Genomic DNA, 17,482 nt, shown 5'->3' on the forward strand with positions numbered 1-17,482 from the left:
CGTTTCATAATTATTGACCAATGGATCAGCAAAAGCAAACAAATACAACAAAAAATTCGAGAAGAGATTTTATTAAAACGACGGCCATGGCAACGGCAGGTGTCATGATCCTGCCCCGTCACGTATTGGGAGGTAAGGGATTTCTGGCACCCAGTGATAAATTGATCGTAGCCGGTATCGGCGTTGGCGGCAAAGGCCAAAGCGACCTGGCGGAGATATACAAAGGCGGCATCTCAGAGATTGCCTACTTATGTGATGTGGATGACAGACGGGCCGAGAATTCCAGAAAAAGCTTCCCTAAAGCGAAATATTATAAGGACTATAGGGAATTGCTGGAAAGAGAAAATAAAAACATAGATGGCGTCGTGGTATCTACACCGGATCATAACCATGCAATGATTGCCATGGCGGCTATGCAGCTAGGCAAACACGTCTATGTACAAAAGCCCCTGACGCATGACATTTATGAAGCACGTAAGCTGGCAGAAGCGGCAAAACGTTATAAGGTTGTGACACAGATGGGCAATCAGGGGGCTTCCGGCGATGGTGTACGCCGGCTGCAGGATTGGTGTAACGCCGGTCTGATCGGCAAAGTGCATACTGTGCATTGCTGGACAAACCGCCCGGCATGGCCTCAAGGGATCCACTGGCCGACAAAGAAGGCTGACATACCTCGCGCGCTGGACTGGGATCTCTGGTTAGGCAGCGCGCCCTATAAGGATTATGTCGATAATCTGGTTCCTTTTAACTGGCGTGGCTGGTGGGATTATGGCACAGGTGCTATCGGAGACATGGGCGCTCATCTGGTCGAGCCACCCGTTACTGTATTGGGACTGGACAATCCACTCGATGTTCAATGTAGTGTCGGAACGACTTATGTCGGAGAATTTAAAAGAGATTATTATCCGGAAAGTTGCCCTCCTTCCAGTCATATTATCATGACTTTTAAAGAAACAGACAAGACAGCTGGCAACCTGACGCTTCATTGGATGGATGGTGGTATTAAACCGATGCGGCCACCTGAGCTGGGGCCTAATGAGCGCTTTGGTGACAATGGAGTTCTTTTTGAAGGCACCAAAGGTAAAATGATGTGTGGTGTATATGGACAGGATCCTCAATTACTACCACTTTCGCGTAATAAGGAGGATAAAACCCCAAAAACCACACCATTGGTTCCCGGCGGTGTAGACGGCCATTACTGGCAATGGGCTATCGCAGCCAGAGCAGGTTACGGAAAAGTAAAATTAGCCTCAGATTTTGCAATTGCAGGACCGCTGACAGAGACCTTGCTGATCGCGAATCTCTCCATCAGAGGAACAGATATCAGGGTGCCTAAGCAAAACGGCAAGGGATTTCTTTTTCCGGGCAGAGACATTAAGATACTTTGGGATAAAGCGAATATGCGTGTCACCAATTTTGATGAGATTAACCAATTTGTTAAACGGGCGTATCGCCAGGGCTGGAGTCTGGGCGTCTAAGCCTTAAGTTTTATTGATATGAATGAGGGAGTCAGGAATTTACGCGTACTCGTCGTTGGCTGTGGCAATATGGGAAAGTCCCATGCCAGGGCTTATCACACATTGGAAGGATTTGAGATTTGCGGACTGGTTTCCAGGGGAAACAGCAAGCAAATTTTAAATGAAACACTTGGCAATAGCTATACCCTATTTGACGGATATGAACTGGCGTTGAAGGAAACCAGGCCGGATATTGTCTGTATTTCTACCTATCCGGATACGCATGAAGCATACGCCATTATGGCCTTTGAAGCAGGCTGTCATGTCTTTATCGAAAAGCCATTGGCAGATACGGTAGAGGCCGCCGAGCACGTGGCAGCCGCCGCTAAGAAGGCGGGCAAAAAACTGGTAGTAGGGTATATTCTACGCCATCATCCTTCCTGGCAGGAATTTATCCGTCGCTCGGAGTCCTTAGGCAAGCCATTAGTGATGCGTATGAATCTGAATCAGCAAAGCCACGGGGCCAAATGGAAGGTCCATCAAAATCTGATGAAGAGCCTGAGCCCAATCGTAGATTGCGCGGTGCATTATATTGACGTAATGTGCCAAATGAGCCGTTCCAGGCCATTACAAGTTTCGGCAATCGGGGTACGGTTATCGGATCAGGTGCCGGATTGGAATTATAATTATGGCCAGCTACAGATTAAATTTGAGGACGGTTCTGTCGGCTGGTATGAAGCCGGTTGGGGACCCATGGCCAGTGAAACCGCTTTTTTTATTAAAGATGTCTGGGGACCGAAGGGCGCTGTATCTATTGTCGCCAAAAAAGCAGGTGCAGCCGGACAATCAGATGAAATTGATGCGCATACAAAAACAGAGGCATTAAAGATTCATCACAGTCAGCTTAACGAAAACGGAGAATTTACGCGACCTGATGAATGGATCAACCTGGCAGATGAGCCCGATCATCAGGAGCTTTGTAACAGAGAACAACGTTTTTTATTGAAAGCCATTAAAGAGGATATGGATCTGTCAGAGGCAACCGGCGATGCGATTAACAGCCTCAGGATCGCCATGGCCTGCGACCAGTCGGTCAGAACGGGAAAAATTATTCCATTGACTACCTCCTAGTCTATGTTAGTAAAATTGTCAATAATGGCATCCTGATCTGTAAGGCGGCACCTCAGTCAATTATCGGTGCCACAATAAGAGGCGTACTGACGTATGCCTCTTATTGTGTATAACCCAAAATCAGAGCCTTCTGGTTTCACCAGCATTACTCATCAGTATATTTTTTTGTTTAAAGCGCATCCCTGCATTAAAAAAATAGGTCAGTGAAAAATCTAAATACCGGGACTGAAAACGCCTTACTATCATAACCGGGGCGTTATTGTAATACTGATTACCGTTAGATTTTCCATAGCTTTGAAAAAGATCATTTATCCCGAGTCTGGCTGCCCATTTATCTCCCGCCCATTTCTTTTGTACCGTAATATCTACCTGTCCGTTGGGGCTATACACAGTGCTGGCCCAGATCTGATGGTAGCTATAGCGCCCCAGCAGGTTCACCGACCAGTCATGTGCCAGATGAAAATTCTGGCTGCATTGTATAAGTAAATAAGGTTTTACGATATGAAAATTCTCTCCTTTTAACCGTTGATACCCGCATTCAATTGTATTGTCAGACTTCCACCAACGGGCAATGGATAACGGCATTGACAGGTTCAAATTCAGCTCCTTGCTATTACCTATATTTTTGTATATCTGGTTAATCAGGGCCCTGCCATTTTTATACTCGTGAATCAGGGCGATCATCTTACCGGTGACAGTGTAATTGAAGGCAAAGCTGTATTTATTATGAAACATATAACTCAACGACATTGAATGGGTATATTGTGGACTTAATGCCGGATTTCCTCTTTTTGCCGTATAGCTGTCATAATAATATTTAAACGGGTTCATTTGAAAGTAAGTTGGCCTTTTAATCCTTCTTGCATAGGAAAACAGCCAAAAATTCTGGGATTGTTCTTTCTTCTTCTTTAGGTAAACCGTGGGAAATAAGTCAAAATAATCGTTCCTGTTTGTCGTATCCTGATATTCACTGCCTAACAACCTTCCTTCGACTTTGCTGTACACACTCAGAAGGCCTATTTCATAATCAAACTTGAAGGCCTTTCCCTTAAGAATAAAAAAGCCGGCAAAAAATCTTTCTTTATAACTATAATTAAATCTTGTAAAAGGGTCTTCCTGCCAATCACCCTTATCAAGTACCCGGTTATAATTACGATTGAATATACGAGTCGCCGTGAATTTAGTGCCGGCCGTTAATTCCATAGACGACCGGTAGACTTTCCGGTAATCCATCTGAGCGGTCAGAATATGCGTTTTCCCGGGATATATGTTTCGAAAAGTTGTGTCACCGAGTGGCACTTCACCGATACCATACTTTTCACTATGATTATCAGAACGGGAATGACGCTGGCTAAAGGTCAGGTTACCCATAAATCTGATTTTCGAGCCCAGCGTATCCAGCTTAATTATATAATTACCGCTCAGGTCCGAGAAACTAGTGCGGGAAGAATCGGAAAAACGCCCGACAGAATAGGTATCTGCCGCCTTGCTCTCCCCTTCAATTGTAGAGTTTGACAATACCCCATTGCGGCTATCCGTAATATAATGTGTATAGTCCAAACCGAGATATTGGTCTTTCTTAATATCATAGAAAACACTGAACCGTTGCGTACTCAGCTGCACATGATTGGTGTTAGCGGCTTGAGATCTATAATGCGCATCTGCTGCCAGGGGACTACTTGTCATGACATCAAAGCGTGACTTAAAATACTCATATCCTACACTTCCTGTAAGCCCTAGTTTATCTTTATGATAATTAACAGTCGCGCTAGGAAGATAGTCCAGGAACCTGCGCCCTCCTATTGTATACCCCATAGATGCAGTCCCATCTAACCCTGTCTTAACAGGCTTCTTCAAAATAATATTCACCAATCCGCCGCTCCCCTCCGCTTCATAATTCGATGGTGGCCGCTCCATTAATTCAATTGATTGTATATCAGTGGACTGCAGCGTATTTAAATAGACCTTTAACGCCGGCCCGGGTATATTCAATTTCTTTCCATTAACCAGAATACCAACCGCCTGTTTTCCGCCAAGGAGGATCCCTCGGTCAGTCACCAGCACTTTTGGCGCATATTTCATAAGGTCGATAACAGATCCGACATTTGCGAGGGGACTGCCGGCAATATGCATGACTATCCGGTCAATTTTATGTTCGATAGTAGCAGGACTAGCTTTCACTATAACATCATCCAGAAAATGAGCCTTCACCGGCGTTAAATTTGCCTTGATCGAATCTTCTTCACTCCATGCATTCGGGTTAATAAGGGTATCTCTATAACCTTCTTTCTGAAAGGCCAGCCAAACACCTTGCTTTTTGCATATGAATGCAAAATCACCATTGTTATCGGACGCCGTTTTTGTAGCTGAAATTGCATCGACCCTGTGAGTAGAAGTAACAAGAACCAGAGCAGTGTCCAAAGCCATTTCATTACAATCAAATACCGTCCCACAAACCCGTTGATGGGCTATTGCGGACAAGCCGCGCAAAACAATGAAAACTGTTATAAATACATGTTGTAATAGACGCATAAGAGGAAAGATTTAAAATAGTGGTTTATAAATATGATCAGCCGACCACAAATTATGTCGCAAATGTAAAGCATAAATGCTATTTTGTAAAGCATATTTTACATTTATAATAATACGTTTTATTGAATTCGGGAATATAGAGATCTGCTTCGCCTTCCATTTTGCGCCTGGTTACTGGAATTGTTATACATTCATAAGGGTCAAAAACCACACGACACGTTTCAAAACATCTACGCTAATAGCCACCCTATTCATCCGTTCCTCTCTGAATGTCCATTGATAACATATAGACAACAATTGTATTATATTAAGGTAATATAATAGATAGAATTTTATAGAAACAAACAACCGAAACATGAATAAAAGAAAACTGGATGTTGTTGTTATTTCGGATGTGCATATGGGGACTTATGGCTGCCATGCCGAAGAATTACTTCAGTATCTCAGAAGCATAGAACCGAAGCTTCTGATATTAAATGGCGACATCATCGATGGCTGGCAATTCAGTAAAAGATACTTCCCGAAGAGCCACTTCGCCCTTATTAAAGAAATAATGAATTTTCTGTATAAAGGTGTGCAGGTCGTTTATATAACCGGCAATCATGATGAGGTGTTACGAAAATACTCAGATGCACATATCGGGCATCTTACACTCACCGATAAGTATATTCTGGAAATCGACGGCAAGAAAATATGGATCTTCCATGGAGACGTATTTGACAATACAACAAAAGGCAGCGCCAAGATCCTCGCTAAGTTTGGAGGCAAAGGATATGACTTACTTATTCTACTGAACCGTGCGATCAACTATTGCCTCAAAAAGCTTGGCCGGGAAAAAGTGTCTTTTTCAAAAAAGGTAAAGAACGGGGTGAAAACAGCCGTCAAGTTTATCAATAAATTCGAGCAAACAATTGGCGCCCTTGCCATCGAAAATGGATTTGACTATGTCATTTGCGGACACATACACCAGCCCTGTAAAAAAGAGATCATAACAGCCGAAGGAAGGGTTACTTATCTTAATTCGGGAGACTGGATAGAAAACCTGACAGCCTTGGAATATCACAGTGGAAAATGGAAAATCTTCCAGCATGACAAATCCGATTTCCAGGATGTCGACATCGACAACCTTATTACTACCGATTTAAATATATTCTCAGAAAAGATCGATTACATTCAAAATTATCAGCCATGAAAATATTCTATGCAGTGCAGGCAACCGGTAACGGTCACATCAGCCGGGCGATGGAACTGATGCCTATTTTAACTAAGTATGGCAAAGTTGACATTTTTCTCAGTGGCAGCAACAGCACACTAAAGGCAGACCTGCCGGTCAAATACCGTAGCAATGGCCTAAGCCTTCATTATACTTGCAATGGGAGGCTCAACCACGCCAAAACGATCCGGCGCTGTGCCATATTCAAAGCAATCAAGGAAGCAAAATCTTTGCCGGTCAAAGATTATGACCTTGTATTAAATGACTTCGAGGCCATCACATCTATTGCCTGTAAAAAGCAAAATGTCCCGATGATCCATTTTGGGCATCAAGCCAGTTTTGCTTCCGACAAAACGCCACGCCCGCATAACAAAAATATACTTGGAGAATGGATCCTTAGAAATTACGCCAGCAGCTCCATTAATCTGGGCTTGCATTTTAAGCGCTACGATACGTTTATCCAACCACCCATTATACAGTCTGCTATATGGAATGCGGATCCCAAAAAAAAGTCTTATGTAACAGTATATCTGCCTTCTTATTGCGACAAAGAATTGCTGCAACTCTTTACCCCGATAAAAGATATGCAATTTGAGATCTTTTCCCGGCATTGTAAAGAGGAGATGCGATTTCAGCATATCCGGTTGCTGCCCGTTGAAAGAAGCGCTTTTCAGCAGAGTTTAATCAACTGTACAGGCATTATTACCGGTGCCGGTTTTGAAACACCTGCCGAGGCCCTTTATCTTGGAAAAAAAATTATGGCTGTTCCCATTGGAGGCCAATACGAACAAATCTGTAACGGTGCGGCACTAAGCAGAATGGGTATCAAGGTCCTGGACGCCATTATAAAACCCCATTTTAAACGGGAAATAGAAAACTGGCTCCAGACAAATGGCCCCTACCCCCAACTTAACTGGCAGTCCACAGAGCAAACCGTTGATACCTTGTTTGATCTTTGGGAAAAGGTCGCAAAGTCCAGTCACATAATACCTGCTACTCCTGCCGTTGTTTCATATCAATCCTTTTAGACCAGGCATTCAATTTGTAGCTGTTGGCTACAAATTTAGATTTAGCCAATAATTTCAGAACGCCGCAATACAGCGTCATCTCAAAAAATAAAAAATTTACGCATGTATATTGTCTATTAATTATTTTTTCTACCTTTACTAACATTTGATAGTATTATAATTAAATAACACAAAGACAATATGATACGTGCGACTCAACTGTCTACAGAGCATCAGGCTTTTCGTGAGACACTTCGAGCTTTTATGCAGCAAGAAATTCTTCCCAATATCGACCAGTGGGAAAAAGAGCAAAAAATCGACCGGAGCATTTGGAAGAAAATGGGAGACATGGGTTTTATGGGCATCAATTTTCCAGAAGCATACGGTGGCCTGGACCTCGATTTTTACTACTCGATGATTCTCTGTGAAGAATTGTCTCATTGTTTTTCGGGAGGTTTTACCATTTCGGCATTAGTCATCCAGTATATGTCCGCCCCCTATTTGCTCAAATTCGGATCCGAAGATTTAAAACAGCGCTATCTCAGGCCAGTCATTATGGGTGATATGATCAGTGCCGTGGCCATTACTGAACCGGGGGCTGGTTCCGATGTCAAAAACATCCGTACCGTTGCCGTGCGCGACGGCGATCATTTTATCGTTAATGGATCAAAAACTTTTATCACAAACGGTTATTATGGAGATTTCTTCATTACGGCTGTTAAAACAGATCCAGCCAAAGGTGCAAAAGGGATCAGTCTGATACTGATTGACCGCAATGCAGAAGGTGTGGGTACTCATAAGATCGATAAAATGGGCTGGCATGCTTCAGACACCGCTGAGCTTGCCTTTGACAATGTACGCGTACCGGCTTCTAATCTGCTGGGAGAAGAAGGTGCGGGCTTCGGATATCTGATGGATGGCCTGCAGCTGGAAAGACTCACGGCCGCCATTCAGAGTATTGCCACAGCAGAATTTACGCTTCAATATACGATGGACTATATCAATGTCAGGGAAGCTTTTGGTAAAAAGCTGCAGGAGTTCCAGGTAATCCGCCACAGGATAGCGCAAATGGTGGCAGATATTAAAACCACCAAGGCCTTTGTCAACTACTGCTGTGATTTACAAAATGATGGTGTATATGCCGTAGAGGATTGCTCAATCGCCAAACTACAGGCCAACGAACTGGCCATTAGTATTGTACATCAATGCCTGCAGTTGTTTGGAGGCTATGGATTCACTGAAGACTATAAGATTGCCAGATTGTACAGAGATGTCAGGGCGGGCACGATTATAGGCGGAACTTCAGAAATCATGCTTGAAATTATCGCTAAAATGGAAATAGACGGCGTCAACTACCAACAGAAATAACCCAGGATATGGCCACAAAACGCAATTCTCTAAAGATACAGCTCCCGGAAAGCGAAGCCTTTAACTTCAGTTTTGATGTGAATGGCATCGTGATTATTGGTCCGGGTGAGGCCACAAAACAAACGCAATTATCTCCGCTCGTCATTTTGGAAAAATTTGCGGTCCTTGTAGCTGAGCTGATACGATTGAAAGACATTGCTGGTATTATTTATCAATGCCCGCTAGCTGATACAGAAGATGATTACAAACGCATGTTTGACGAGGCTGGTAACTACGCCCGCATAAATGCATTGCTAACACAATCCATCAGCATCAATAGCGCTGATAAACCGGTCGTTGCAATTATAGACAGGCCTTTAAGCAGCATACAACTGGCACCCATGCTTTGGAGCCATTATATAATCGCACAAGAAAATATACAGTTATCTCTGCCCGATACAGCACTCGGCATCTTTCCGGGTCTGGGAGCAACCGCCTACACCACCCAACGCCTGTCTGTCAGTGACGCAGCTTCTATGTTAATAAAGGGTGCAACCATAAATGCAACAAAAGCACTGGACAGCGGTCTTATCCAGCAAATAGCCGTTGATGCAGAAAATGCAGTATCGATGGCTGTCAACTGGGTTTTAGCCGGCGCTTCACATAATAAAGGCAGCAACGGTGCCCGGGAGGAGCAAGAGAATATAACCAGTCAGCTGGCTGCTTTCAAAAAGAAAATCAATCCCCGGTTCCCGGGTATTCAGCCCTGCTTCGAACTAATTGAGGCAGGTAAAAAGCGCTCACTGGCCGAAGCATTGCAACTGGAAGCTAAAAAATACGCGGAAGTACTTCAGAGCCCATTTGCCCGCGCCATTATGCGTACCATGCATTATGGCGTAAAAGAAGCGCAAAACACAAAACAGATTTCAGGTACCGTCAACTTCCGGAAAATAGGTATTATCGGCGCCGGTATGATGGGATCAGGCATTGCATATGAGGTAGCCAAAGCGGGTATTGACGCCTGTCTGAAGGACACAACAATTGAGCTAGCCGAAAAAGGAAAGCAATACAGTGAAAAATGTTGCGACAAGCTCATTTCGCTCGGAAAAATGGCAGAGAGCGAAAAGCGCACCCTGCTTTCCCTGATTCAGCCCTCTGATAAGGCCACTGACCTTAAAAACGCCGATATGATCATTGAAGCCGTGTTTGAACAGGAAACGCTCAAAGGAAGCGTTATCAAAGAAAGTGAGCCTTTTCTGAAATCAGGCGGCATTTTTTCTACTAACACCACGTCACTGCCGATTTCCCGGCTGGCAAAACACAGCACTCAGCCGCAGAAATTCATAGGGATGCATTTTTTTTCGCCGGTAGACAGAATGCCACTGGTTGAAATCATCGTAGGCAGGCAAACTGATAAAGCAACCGTAAATGGTGCCATTACACTGGCACTTAAGCTCCGGAAAACACCCATCGTTGTTCACGATAGCCCGGCCTTTTTCACGTCTCGGATTTTCTTTAATTACCTGCTGGAAGCGATCACGATGCTCCTGGAGGGAATCCCGGCTGCAGAGATCGAAACAGGGGCCCTCCATGCAGGGTTTGCCGTCAGTCCGCTGGCCGTTCTGGATGAGATATCCCTTCCGCTGATGGCACATGTTTACGACCAGCTTCCGCAGTTGTCTTCCAGCCAAAAGCGCTGTTACAATTATCTGAAAGCACTTATCGCACAACATAGAGAAGGCCGTAAAGCCGGCAAAGGCTTCTACGATTACGATGTGGCCACTGGTAAAAAACAACTCTGGCAAGACCGGTCTATCCGTCTTTCTTCCCAAACGACCGATCCTGCCATTATTCAAAAACGGCTTTTACATGTTATGGCATTAGATAGTTACCGTTGTCTGGATGAAGGCGTTTTAGACCAACCTATTGACGGCGATATCGGCTCTATTTTGGGCGTCGGCTATGCCGCCCACACAGGAGGGGCGATTGCGCATATGGATCAGGTAGGTTTGGCTGAGTTCGTAAAAGACTGTGATTCATTTAGCGGATATGGGGAACAGTGGTATATACCGGATTCTCTCAGGACGCTGGCAAAACAAGGATACGTTTTTTATGAAGGTTTCACTTCCAACTGGCCACAGATAAAATAGACGTTCAAGGAAATAGCATTGGCGGGCCGCCAATGCTATTTTCACTATTATACCTTTGCCAGGGACTTCCTAAGGTTTTACCATCAAATCCACAATCTGGTTTACATCAGCATTTATAAAAGTGTCATAGCTGAGAGTGGAAGCAAGTATCTGCTCCTGTTGTTTCAGCGGAAATATTCTGGCCAGATTGATCTTATACTTTTCGATGAGTTTGGGTATCCCTTCCTCTCTTCGTCTGGGATGACCAATCGGATATTCAACCACCACTTCAGGCAGCGAAGTACCATCTTTGAACTTCACGGTCAAGGCATTGGAGATGGCCCTTTTTTCAGGGTCATGATAGTCTCTGGTAAACTGCGGGTCCTCTACGCACTGCATCTTTTCTCTCAAGGTATCAATGCGCGGATCACTGGCCACACCCTGCTCATAATCTTCCGCTGTCAGCCTGCCAAATATCAACGGAACAGCGATCATATACTGAATGCAATGATCTCTGTCTGCCGGATTATTTAGTGGTCCTTTCTTATCGATAATTCGAATGGCAGCCTCATGTGTTCTGATCGTGATATCTTCTATATCCTCAATTGATTTGCCTGCGTCTTTTAACTGTTGATGCAAAGTCATGGCCGCTTCCGCCGCCGTCTGCGCATGAAATTCAGCTGGGAAAGATATTTTAAAAAGAATATTTTCCATCACATAACTGCCATATGGCCGCTGGAATTTAAAAACCTGTCCTTTGAAGGATACATCATAAAACCCCCATACCGGCGCTGTCAATACAGACGGATAACCCATTTCTCCGGTTCCGGCCATTAAAGCCAGTCGGACAGCCCTGGAAGTGGCGTCACCGGCAGCCCACGACTTCCGGCTTCCCGTATTAGGCGCATGTCTATAGGTTCTGAGTGCCTGTCCGTCTACAAAAGCCAGCGAAATAGCATTGATCAGCTCTTCCCTTGTGAGCCCCAGTAGTTTACCTACCACCGCCGTTGAGGCCACCTTGACCAATAACACATGATCCAAACCAACTTTATTAAAGGAGTTCTCGAGGGCCAGAACGCCCTGAACTTCGTGGGCCATCACCATCGCCTCTAATATGACCTTTGCTTTCAAAGGAGCCTTGCTGTTTGCCATATTGGTTCGGCTGATCCAATCCGCAGTAGCCAGAATGCCACCGAGATTGTCAGAAGGGTGCCCCCACTCCGCTGCCAGCCAGGTATCATTAAAATCGAGCCACCTGATAATAGTTCCAATGTTAAACGCAGCCTGTACCGGATCCAGTTGATAATTCGTACCCGGGACTTTAGCACCATTAGGAACAATTGTTCCGGCAACAACAGGCCCCAACAACTTAGCACAGGCAGGATAGGTCAGGGCCTCAAATCCGCAACCGAGTGTATCTATAAAACAGTAGAATGCCGTCTCCAAGGCTTTTTTATTTTCAATCTTATAATTCAGCACATAATCAGTAATATCCACTAATACCTGATCTGCAGGGGGTCTTTCATTAGAAATTAAGGAACTCATATTTTGATTTAAATAATTATTATTACGAACGGTTCTCAAGCGGTACAAAGGCCCTGTCTTCCGGACCGGTATAATTAGCACTGGGGCGAATAATCTTTCCATCCTCACGCTGCTCAAATACATGAGCCGCCCAGCCAGTTACCCTGGAAATGACAAACAGCGGTGTGAACATATCGGTCGGAATGCCCATTAAATGATAAGAAACCGCTGAATACCAATCCAGATTGGGAAACATCTTTTTCTTTTCCCACATGATTTTTTCCAGCCTTTCCGCAATGGAAAATAGCCTCATGTCGCCCGCTTCTTCAGAAAGCTCTTTAGCGACTTGCTTGATCACCTGATTTCGCGGATCCTCTATAGTATAAACAGGATGACCGAACCCTATGATCACTTCCTTGCGCTCCAGGCGTCTCACAATATCCGCTTCTGCCTCATCTGCATTCGCATAGCGCGATTGAATTTCAAAAGCGACTTCATTTGCGCCGCCATGCTTAGGTCCTCGCAATGCACCAATAGACCCCGTAATACTGGAATATAAATCAGACCCTGTTCCTGCAATCACCCGGGACGTAAAGGTCGATGCGTTAAACTCATGCTCTGCATAAAGATTGAGCGATATCTGCATAGCACGAATCCAAGAGGGCTTGACAGCCTTGCCATGGAGCAAATGCAGAAAATGCCCCCCTAATGTCAGTTCCTGTGTGTCAACATTAATTTCCCGGCCGTTCCTGCTAAAGTGATACCAATATAAAAGTGCGGATCCCATAGAAGCCATAAGCCTGTCCGCCGCCCTTTGCGCTTCAGCTAAAGGATGGCTTTCCTTCTCTGGATGAATACTACCGATTACAGAAACATAGGTTCGTAAAATATCCATCGGATGGGTAGCCAGGGGTAATAGCTTTAAAATATCCTTCGCCACGGCAGGAATGCCACGGTCGGCCATTAGCGCAGATTGATAAGCCACCAGCTGAGGCTTTGTAGGCAGGCTGCCATAAATCAACAAATAGGCCACTTCTTCAAAACTCGCCTTACTGGCCAGATCTAGAATATCATAACCTCTGTAATGTAGATCATTGCCGCTCCTGCCGACTGTACTGAGCGCTGTATTGCCTGCGGGCACTCCGGAAAGTGCAACACTTTTCTTAGGTTTGAACCCTAAAGGTGAGGACTCTTTCATTTTTTTGATTGATTGAAAAGCTGATCTAATCTGGTTTCATAATCGTAATAATCGATGCTTTGATAGAGCTCATCTCTGGTTTGCATGTCTGCAATTACTGCCTGCTGACTGCCGTCTGAACGGATATGCTCATATACATTTTTCGCCGCTTTGTTGGCTGCCCGAAAGGCAGACAAGGGGTACAGGACAATGGCGACTTTTGCCTCACGTAGTTCCTCCACCGTGTAAATAGGAGTCTGTCCAAATTCTGTAATATTAGCCAGAATAGGAAGACCCGTCGCTTCGCTAAATTTTGTATACTGACCTAAACGCTGGACGGCTTCGGCAAAAATAAAATCCGCTCCTGCCTCCTTATAGGCGATTGCCCGCTCCAGCGCTCTTTCCAATCCTTCGGACGCCAGCGCATCTGTCCGGGCTCCGATCACAAAGGACGCATCTGTCCGGGCATCTACGGCTGCTTTAATACGATCCACCATTTCTGAAGTAGCCACGAGTTCTTTTCCCGGCCTGTGCCCACAGCGTTTAGCCCCAATCTGATCCTCCATATGGACGGCTGCGGCACCCACCTTAATCAAAGATTTGATGGTCCGGGCGACATTGAATGCCGAGGCGCCAAATCCGGTATCAATATCCACCATTAATGGTAAAGGACAGACATTGGTAATCCGGTCTGCATCAATCAGAACATCTTGCAATGTAGTGATGCCCAGATCCGGAATGCCTAAGGAACCTGCAGCGACACCTCCGCCCGATAAATAAATGGCTTTGAATCCTGCTTGTTGTGCTAAAAGCGCATGATTTGCATTTATAGTTCCCACCACCTGAAGGGGCCGTTCATGCATAATGGCGCTTCTGAAAGCTTGTCCGGGAGATACATTCATATATAAAATAAATTAATAGTATTTACACTTACAATAACCACATTCAATTTGACAAATTTCCAAATACTAACAAATGTACGCATAAAATACCAATGACTATACAAACATTAGGTGTAAAATCAATTTTTAAAAATCGGCTTTCGTTTTTCCAGAAATGCCGTAACACCTTCCTTTTTATCTGACATATCGAACAGGCGCCCAAAGGCCATCATCTCTTTTTCAAAACCGTTTTCAGCATCCGATGCATTCACGGCCTGAATCGCCTCGGCGATCCCCATGGGAGAATTCTTTGCTATTGAATCCGCCAGCTGCCTGGTCTTTTCCATTAATTCAGCGAGTGGAAACACCTCATTTACCAACCCGATTTCTTTTGCCCTACCAGCAGAAATCATTTTAGCTGACAGAATCATTTCATTGGCCAGGCCTTTTCCCACTAATTTTGGCAGCCGCTGGGTACCGCCATAGCCGGGTATAAGACCTAAAGTTACTTCTGGCAGCCCTAATCTGGCATTTTCTGACGCATACCGAATATGACAGGCCAGGGCAAGCTCCAGGCCTCCCCCAAGGGCGAAGCCGTTAATCGCCGCTATAACCGGTTTACGCAGATGTTCTATTTTATCAAAGACGGTTGCCTGCCCTTTACGGGACATTTCCGTTGCAGCTGCTGAGTCATAATCAGCAAATTCTTTGATGTCTGCACCGGCAACAAAGGACTTTTCTCCGCTTCCTGTGATAATGATCACGCGGATAGATGGATTATGTTCAGCTTCATCTAACGCCTCACTTAACTCCTTCAGTGTACTTCCATTTAAAGCATTCAGGCTTTCAGGGCGGTTGATCGCGATGGTCTGTATGTTATCATCAATAGTTATAAGAATATTCATCATATTATTCCAATGGATTTTACTTCGGATTCAAATTATGTCGATGGTCACTATGCCTTCCAAGGACAGGCAAGTTACGACATTCCTTTGTACCTGAATCGAACGATAAAAAGAGCCTACTTGCTTTCAACGGATTGTAAAGCGGAATGGGTCCTTAAAGTCGATTTCCCGCCTGATTGCTGTTTATTGATTTTTTGTTATTTCAGGTGATTCATGGATAAAAAGCATACATTTGACAAAGCATAACACCCTCCAAATTACGCTTATGAAAGTGCTATTATATGCAGTGTTTCTTTTATTCGCTGTCTCTGGCAGAGGGCAGACCAGGCACCAGCTATACATCGATTCCGTCAGTAAAGGCATTAGCCAATATATCGATTCACATAAAGAGCTTTTAGATTCGGCTGAATTTATTGAATATATCAAAAAACTGGCTTTCCAGTTTCAGGGAGCAACCGATACTTTGACGCTGGCACAAAAGCGTGAATTACCGATGGAGGTCATGTTAAGGATCCTGCATTATAACATCTACTTAACAGAGAAATTGTATACGGCCGTGCCCAAAAATAAATATTACGCCCATGGAACCTCCCAGCCTCCCTCCTCCATCAGCCGGGAGGACTGCGCTTCATTCTGGCAGTATCACAAGTTTACCTATCATGACAGTGACTCAACGCTGGTCCATTTAACCTTAGATGAAAATTATTGGATCGACAGCATGGCCGACGGCAGTTTCTCGAAACTAACTGTCGATAAATTCAATGATCAGACTTTTCAGATCTGCTTTATTGAGAGCAATAATAATTTTAAAAGACTGGCCAGTATCCCGGGCGATATCTATTGTTACCAGATACTGGAAAAAACCGATCATTCTTTTAAATTATCGACCCATATCCTGGGAAAATCCAGTTATGATATTTTTGAGTTAAACTATTAACTCCATGGAAAAGAAAGTAGGCCTTCAGACGTATTGATCTCGTATATAGCAGCCCCATTTTATTAAATCACTGAAACCAATGTGGCTTCCTATAATGGAGACAGTGAGAAGGATAACTACCGATAACTTAAACCGGCAGACTGCTACAATGCATTTACGACGGCTCCTCAGCAAATTATTTTATCAAGGTGGCGTTCGCGAAACTCATAATTTCTATTTAAAGATCGATTCCATATACTTACTGTTCGCCCCAAAATTATACAGCACATTCTTCGGATCTTTTTGATCCCTGGAGCGTTGAAGCACCAGCCAGCCTGACCATCCCATTTGATCAAGTGTTTGCTTAATTTTCGGCATATTGACTTCAGGATCCTGCGAAAGGTGAACACCATCGCTATTCGTTCCGTGTATCTGGCAAATATTGTCCTTTCCCAGTATCTTCAATTCATTACATATGTCCAGCTGATGGTCTACAGGGTTGGCAAAGTTAAAATAGCTCTTAATACCGGGAGAGCCGATCTCTTCAAGCAGTCGACGCTCGCCGGCCGCATCCAGGGAGGTCTCAATACCAATGACTGTTCCTGTAGCGACGGCCATTTGACCGGCCACTTTAAGCCTCGTAACAATAGCAGGTCTCAGTTTAGGATATTTCCTCAGATCACAGGTAATCCCTAAGGGAAGAAAAGTTGTTTTAACTTTCAGCCGTTTTGCAGTATCCAGGCAATCTCCGATCATCCGCTGCCAGGTCGGTCTTTCGGCAAAAGACTGGGCATAGAATCCCGTCATGGCCACGGAACAGATTTCCAGGCCGTATTTCTCAGCTTCGTCCAGAAATGCTTTGCAAACGGCTGGATCAGCTAATTTACTATTGAAAGTCGGTCGATCGCCAAGCCCCCCCATGTCCACTTCTACCCCTTCTGCTCCGATACGCTTTGTCAATTCAAACGCGCCAATTTTTTGACGCTTATAGATCATCAGATCGGCAACACCTATCCGGTATCTCGAAACCTTCATTTCACTTTTAGAAAAGCCGGTATCCCAATGACCGGCCTTGCGGGTAAAAGCCATTCCAGCTAGCAAGACGGCTGAATTTCTGATAAAGTCTCTTCTACTATTATTTAAATCAACTAAAATGCGTTTGTCTTTCATATTATAATTTATAAGTACAGCTACCCCTAACAAGAATCATCATCACAATGATGAAACGAATAAAGATATTTATATTTCAAAAATAGCTTTATA

General features: G+C 44.4%; 13 protein-coding genes. 7 read left to right on the top strand and 6 right to left on the bottom strand.

Going from position 1 to position 17,482, the window contains the following annotated elements:
* Positions 1 to 20 precede the first annotated feature (20 nt).
* Positions 21 to 1,478: a Gfo/Idh/MocA family protein gene (locus K9M52_RS06390; RefSeq protein WP_224071228.1), complete on the top strand. Its 1,458-nt coding sequence runs from the start codon at positions 21 to 23 to the stop codon at positions 1,476 to 1,478.
* Positions 1,479 to 1,496: 18 nt separating this feature from the next.
* Positions 1,497 to 2,588: a Gfo/Idh/MocA family protein gene (locus K9M52_RS06395; RefSeq protein WP_224071229.1), complete on the top strand. Its 1,092-nt coding sequence runs from the start codon at positions 1,497 to 1,499 to the stop codon at positions 2,586 to 2,588.
* Positions 2,589 to 2,708: 120 nt separating this feature from the next.
* On the opposite strand, the gene K9M52_RS06400 is transcribed toward K9M52_RS06395, so the two are convergent.
* Positions 2,709 to 5,120, bottom strand: a complete 2,412-nt coding sequence (locus tag K9M52_RS06400) for an outer membrane beta-barrel protein (protein WP_224071230.1) — start codon at positions 5,118 to 5,120, stop codon at positions 2,709 to 2,711.
* Between the two features lie 355 nt (positions 5,121 to 5,475).
* On the opposite strand from K9M52_RS06400, the gene K9M52_RS06405 reads away from it, so the two are divergent.
* The 4 genes from K9M52_RS06405 (at position 5,476) to K9M52_RS06420 (ending at position 10,837) form a co-directional block, all read left to right on the top strand.
* Positions 5,476 to 6,312, top strand: coding sequence for a UDP-2,3-diacylglucosamine diphosphatase (locus tag K9M52_RS06405; RefSeq protein ID WP_224071231.1), 837 nt, complete (start codon positions 5,476 to 5,478; stop codon positions 6,310 to 6,312).
* A complete protein-coding gene (locus tag K9M52_RS06410) occupies positions 6,309 to 7,361 on the top strand; it encodes a glycosyltransferase family protein (protein ID WP_224071232.1) in 1,053 nt (350 codons plus the stop codon). Before K9M52_RS06405 ends, K9M52_RS06410 begins: the two co-directional genes overlap by 4 nt.
* Before the next feature lie 180 nt (positions 7,362 to 7,541).
* Positions 7,542 to 8,708, top strand: a complete 1,167-nt coding sequence (locus tag K9M52_RS06415) for an acyl-CoA dehydrogenase family protein (protein ID WP_224071233.1) — start codon at positions 7,542 to 7,544, stop codon at positions 8,706 to 8,708.
* An 8-nt stretch (positions 8,709 to 8,716) separates the two neighbouring features.
* Positions 8,717 to 10,837: a 3-hydroxyacyl-CoA dehydrogenase NAD-binding domain-containing protein gene (locus K9M52_RS06420; protein ID WP_224071234.1), complete on the top strand. Its 2,121-nt coding sequence runs from the start codon at positions 8,717 to 8,719 to the stop codon at positions 10,835 to 10,837.
* A 69-nt stretch (positions 10,838 to 10,906) separates the two neighbouring features.
* Here the strand turns inward: K9M52_RS06420 and K9M52_RS06425 are convergent, their stop codons facing one another.
* The 4 genes from K9M52_RS06425 to K9M52_RS06440 form a co-directional block, all read right to left on the bottom strand.
* Positions 10,907 to 12,361, bottom strand: coding sequence for a bifunctional 2-methylcitrate dehydratase/aconitate hydratase (locus K9M52_RS06425; RefSeq protein WP_224071235.1), 1,455 nt, complete (start codon positions 12,359 to 12,361; stop codon positions 10,907 to 10,909).
* A gap of 22 nt (positions 12,362 to 12,383) precedes the next feature.
* Entirely contained in the window at positions 12,384 to 13,538 is a 1,155-nt protein-coding gene (gene prpC / locus K9M52_RS06430) for a bifunctional 2-methylcitrate synthase/citrate synthase (RefSeq protein ID WP_224071236.1), read from the bottom strand.
* A complete protein-coding gene (prpB, locus tag K9M52_RS06435) occupies positions 13,535 to 14,419 on the bottom strand; it encodes a methylisocitrate lyase (RefSeq protein WP_224071237.1) in 885 nt (294 codons plus the stop codon). The genes prpC and prpB overlap by 4 nt, the downstream gene beginning before the upstream one ends.
* 119 nt (positions 14,420 to 14,538) lie before the next feature.
* Positions 14,539 to 15,306, bottom strand: a complete 768-nt coding sequence (locus tag K9M52_RS06440; RefSeq protein ID WP_224071238.1) for an enoyl-CoA hydratase-related protein — start codon at positions 15,304 to 15,306, stop codon at positions 14,539 to 14,541.
* Between the two features lie 262 nt (positions 15,307 to 15,568).
* Between K9M52_RS06440 and K9M52_RS06445 the strand changes: the two genes are divergently transcribed.
* Positions 15,569 to 16,240 carry a hypothetical protein gene (locus K9M52_RS06445; protein ID WP_224071239.1) on the top strand — a complete coding sequence of 224 codons (672 nt, stop codon included), beginning with the start codon at positions 15,569 to 15,571 and terminating at the stop codon, positions 16,238 to 16,240.
* 213 nt (positions 16,241 to 16,453) lie between these two features.
* On the opposite strand, the gene K9M52_RS06450 is transcribed toward K9M52_RS06445, so the two are convergent.
* Positions 16,454 to 17,389, bottom strand: coding sequence for a sugar phosphate isomerase/epimerase family protein (locus tag K9M52_RS06450; RefSeq protein WP_224071240.1), 936 nt, complete (start codon positions 17,387 to 17,389; stop codon positions 16,454 to 16,456).
* Positions 17,390 to 17,482: the final 93 nt, after the last annotated feature.

It is taken from the genome of Arachidicoccus terrestris, assembly GCF_020042345.1.
GTDB classification, from domain to species: domain Bacteria; phylum Bacteroidota; class Bacteroidia; order Chitinophagales; family Chitinophagaceae; genus Arachidicoccus; species Arachidicoccus terrestris.

What these genes read in the sequence shown, in the direction of transcription:
- K9M52_RS06390 (WP_224071228.1), top strand. Translation starts at nt 21, where the DNA reads ATGGATCAGCAAAAGCAAACAAATACAACAAAAAATTCGAGAAGAGAT.
- K9M52_RS06395 (WP_224071229.1), top strand. Translation starts at nt 1,497, where the DNA reads ATGAATGAGGGAGTCAGGAATTTACGCGTACTCGTCGTTGGCTGTGGC.
- K9M52_RS06400 (WP_224071230.1), bottom strand. Translation starts at nt 5,120, where the DNA reads ATGCGTCTATTACAACATGTATTTATAACAGTTTTCATTGTTTTGCGC.
- K9M52_RS06405 (WP_224071231.1), top strand. Translation starts at nt 5,476, where the DNA reads ATGAATAAAAGAAAACTGGATGTTGTTGTTATTTCGGATGTGCATATG.
- K9M52_RS06410 (WP_224071232.1), top strand. Translation starts at nt 6,309, where the DNA reads ATGAAAATATTCTATGCAGTGCAGGCAACCGGTAACGGTCACATCAGC.
- K9M52_RS06415 (WP_224071233.1), top strand. Translation starts at nt 7,542, where the DNA reads ATGATACGTGCGACTCAACTGTCTACAGAGCATCAGGCTTTTCGTGAG.
- K9M52_RS06420 (WP_224071234.1), top strand. Translation starts at nt 8,717, where the DNA reads ATGGCCACAAAACGCAATTCTCTAAAGATACAGCTCCCGGAAAGCGAA.
- K9M52_RS06425 (WP_224071235.1), bottom strand. Translation starts at nt 12,361, where the DNA reads ATGAGTTCCTTAATTTCTAATGAAAGACCCCCTGCAGATCAGGTATTA.
- prpC (WP_224071236.1), bottom strand. Translation starts at nt 13,538, where the DNA reads ATGAAAGAGTCCTCACCTTTAGGGTTCAAACCTAAGAAAAGTGTTGCA.
- prpB (WP_224071237.1), bottom strand. Translation starts at nt 14,419, where the DNA reads ATGAATGTATCTCCCGGACAAGCTTTCAGAAGCGCCATTATGCATGAA.
- K9M52_RS06440 (WP_224071238.1), bottom strand. Translation starts at nt 15,306, where the DNA reads ATGATGAATATTCTTATAACTATTGATGATAACATACAGACCATCGCG.
- K9M52_RS06445 (WP_224071239.1), top strand. Translation starts at nt 15,569, where the DNA reads ATGAAAGTGCTATTATATGCAGTGTTTCTTTTATTCGCTGTCTCTGGC.
- K9M52_RS06450 (WP_224071240.1), bottom strand. Translation starts at nt 17,389, where the DNA reads ATGAAAGACAAACGCATTTTAGTTGATTTAAATAATAGTAGAAGAGAC.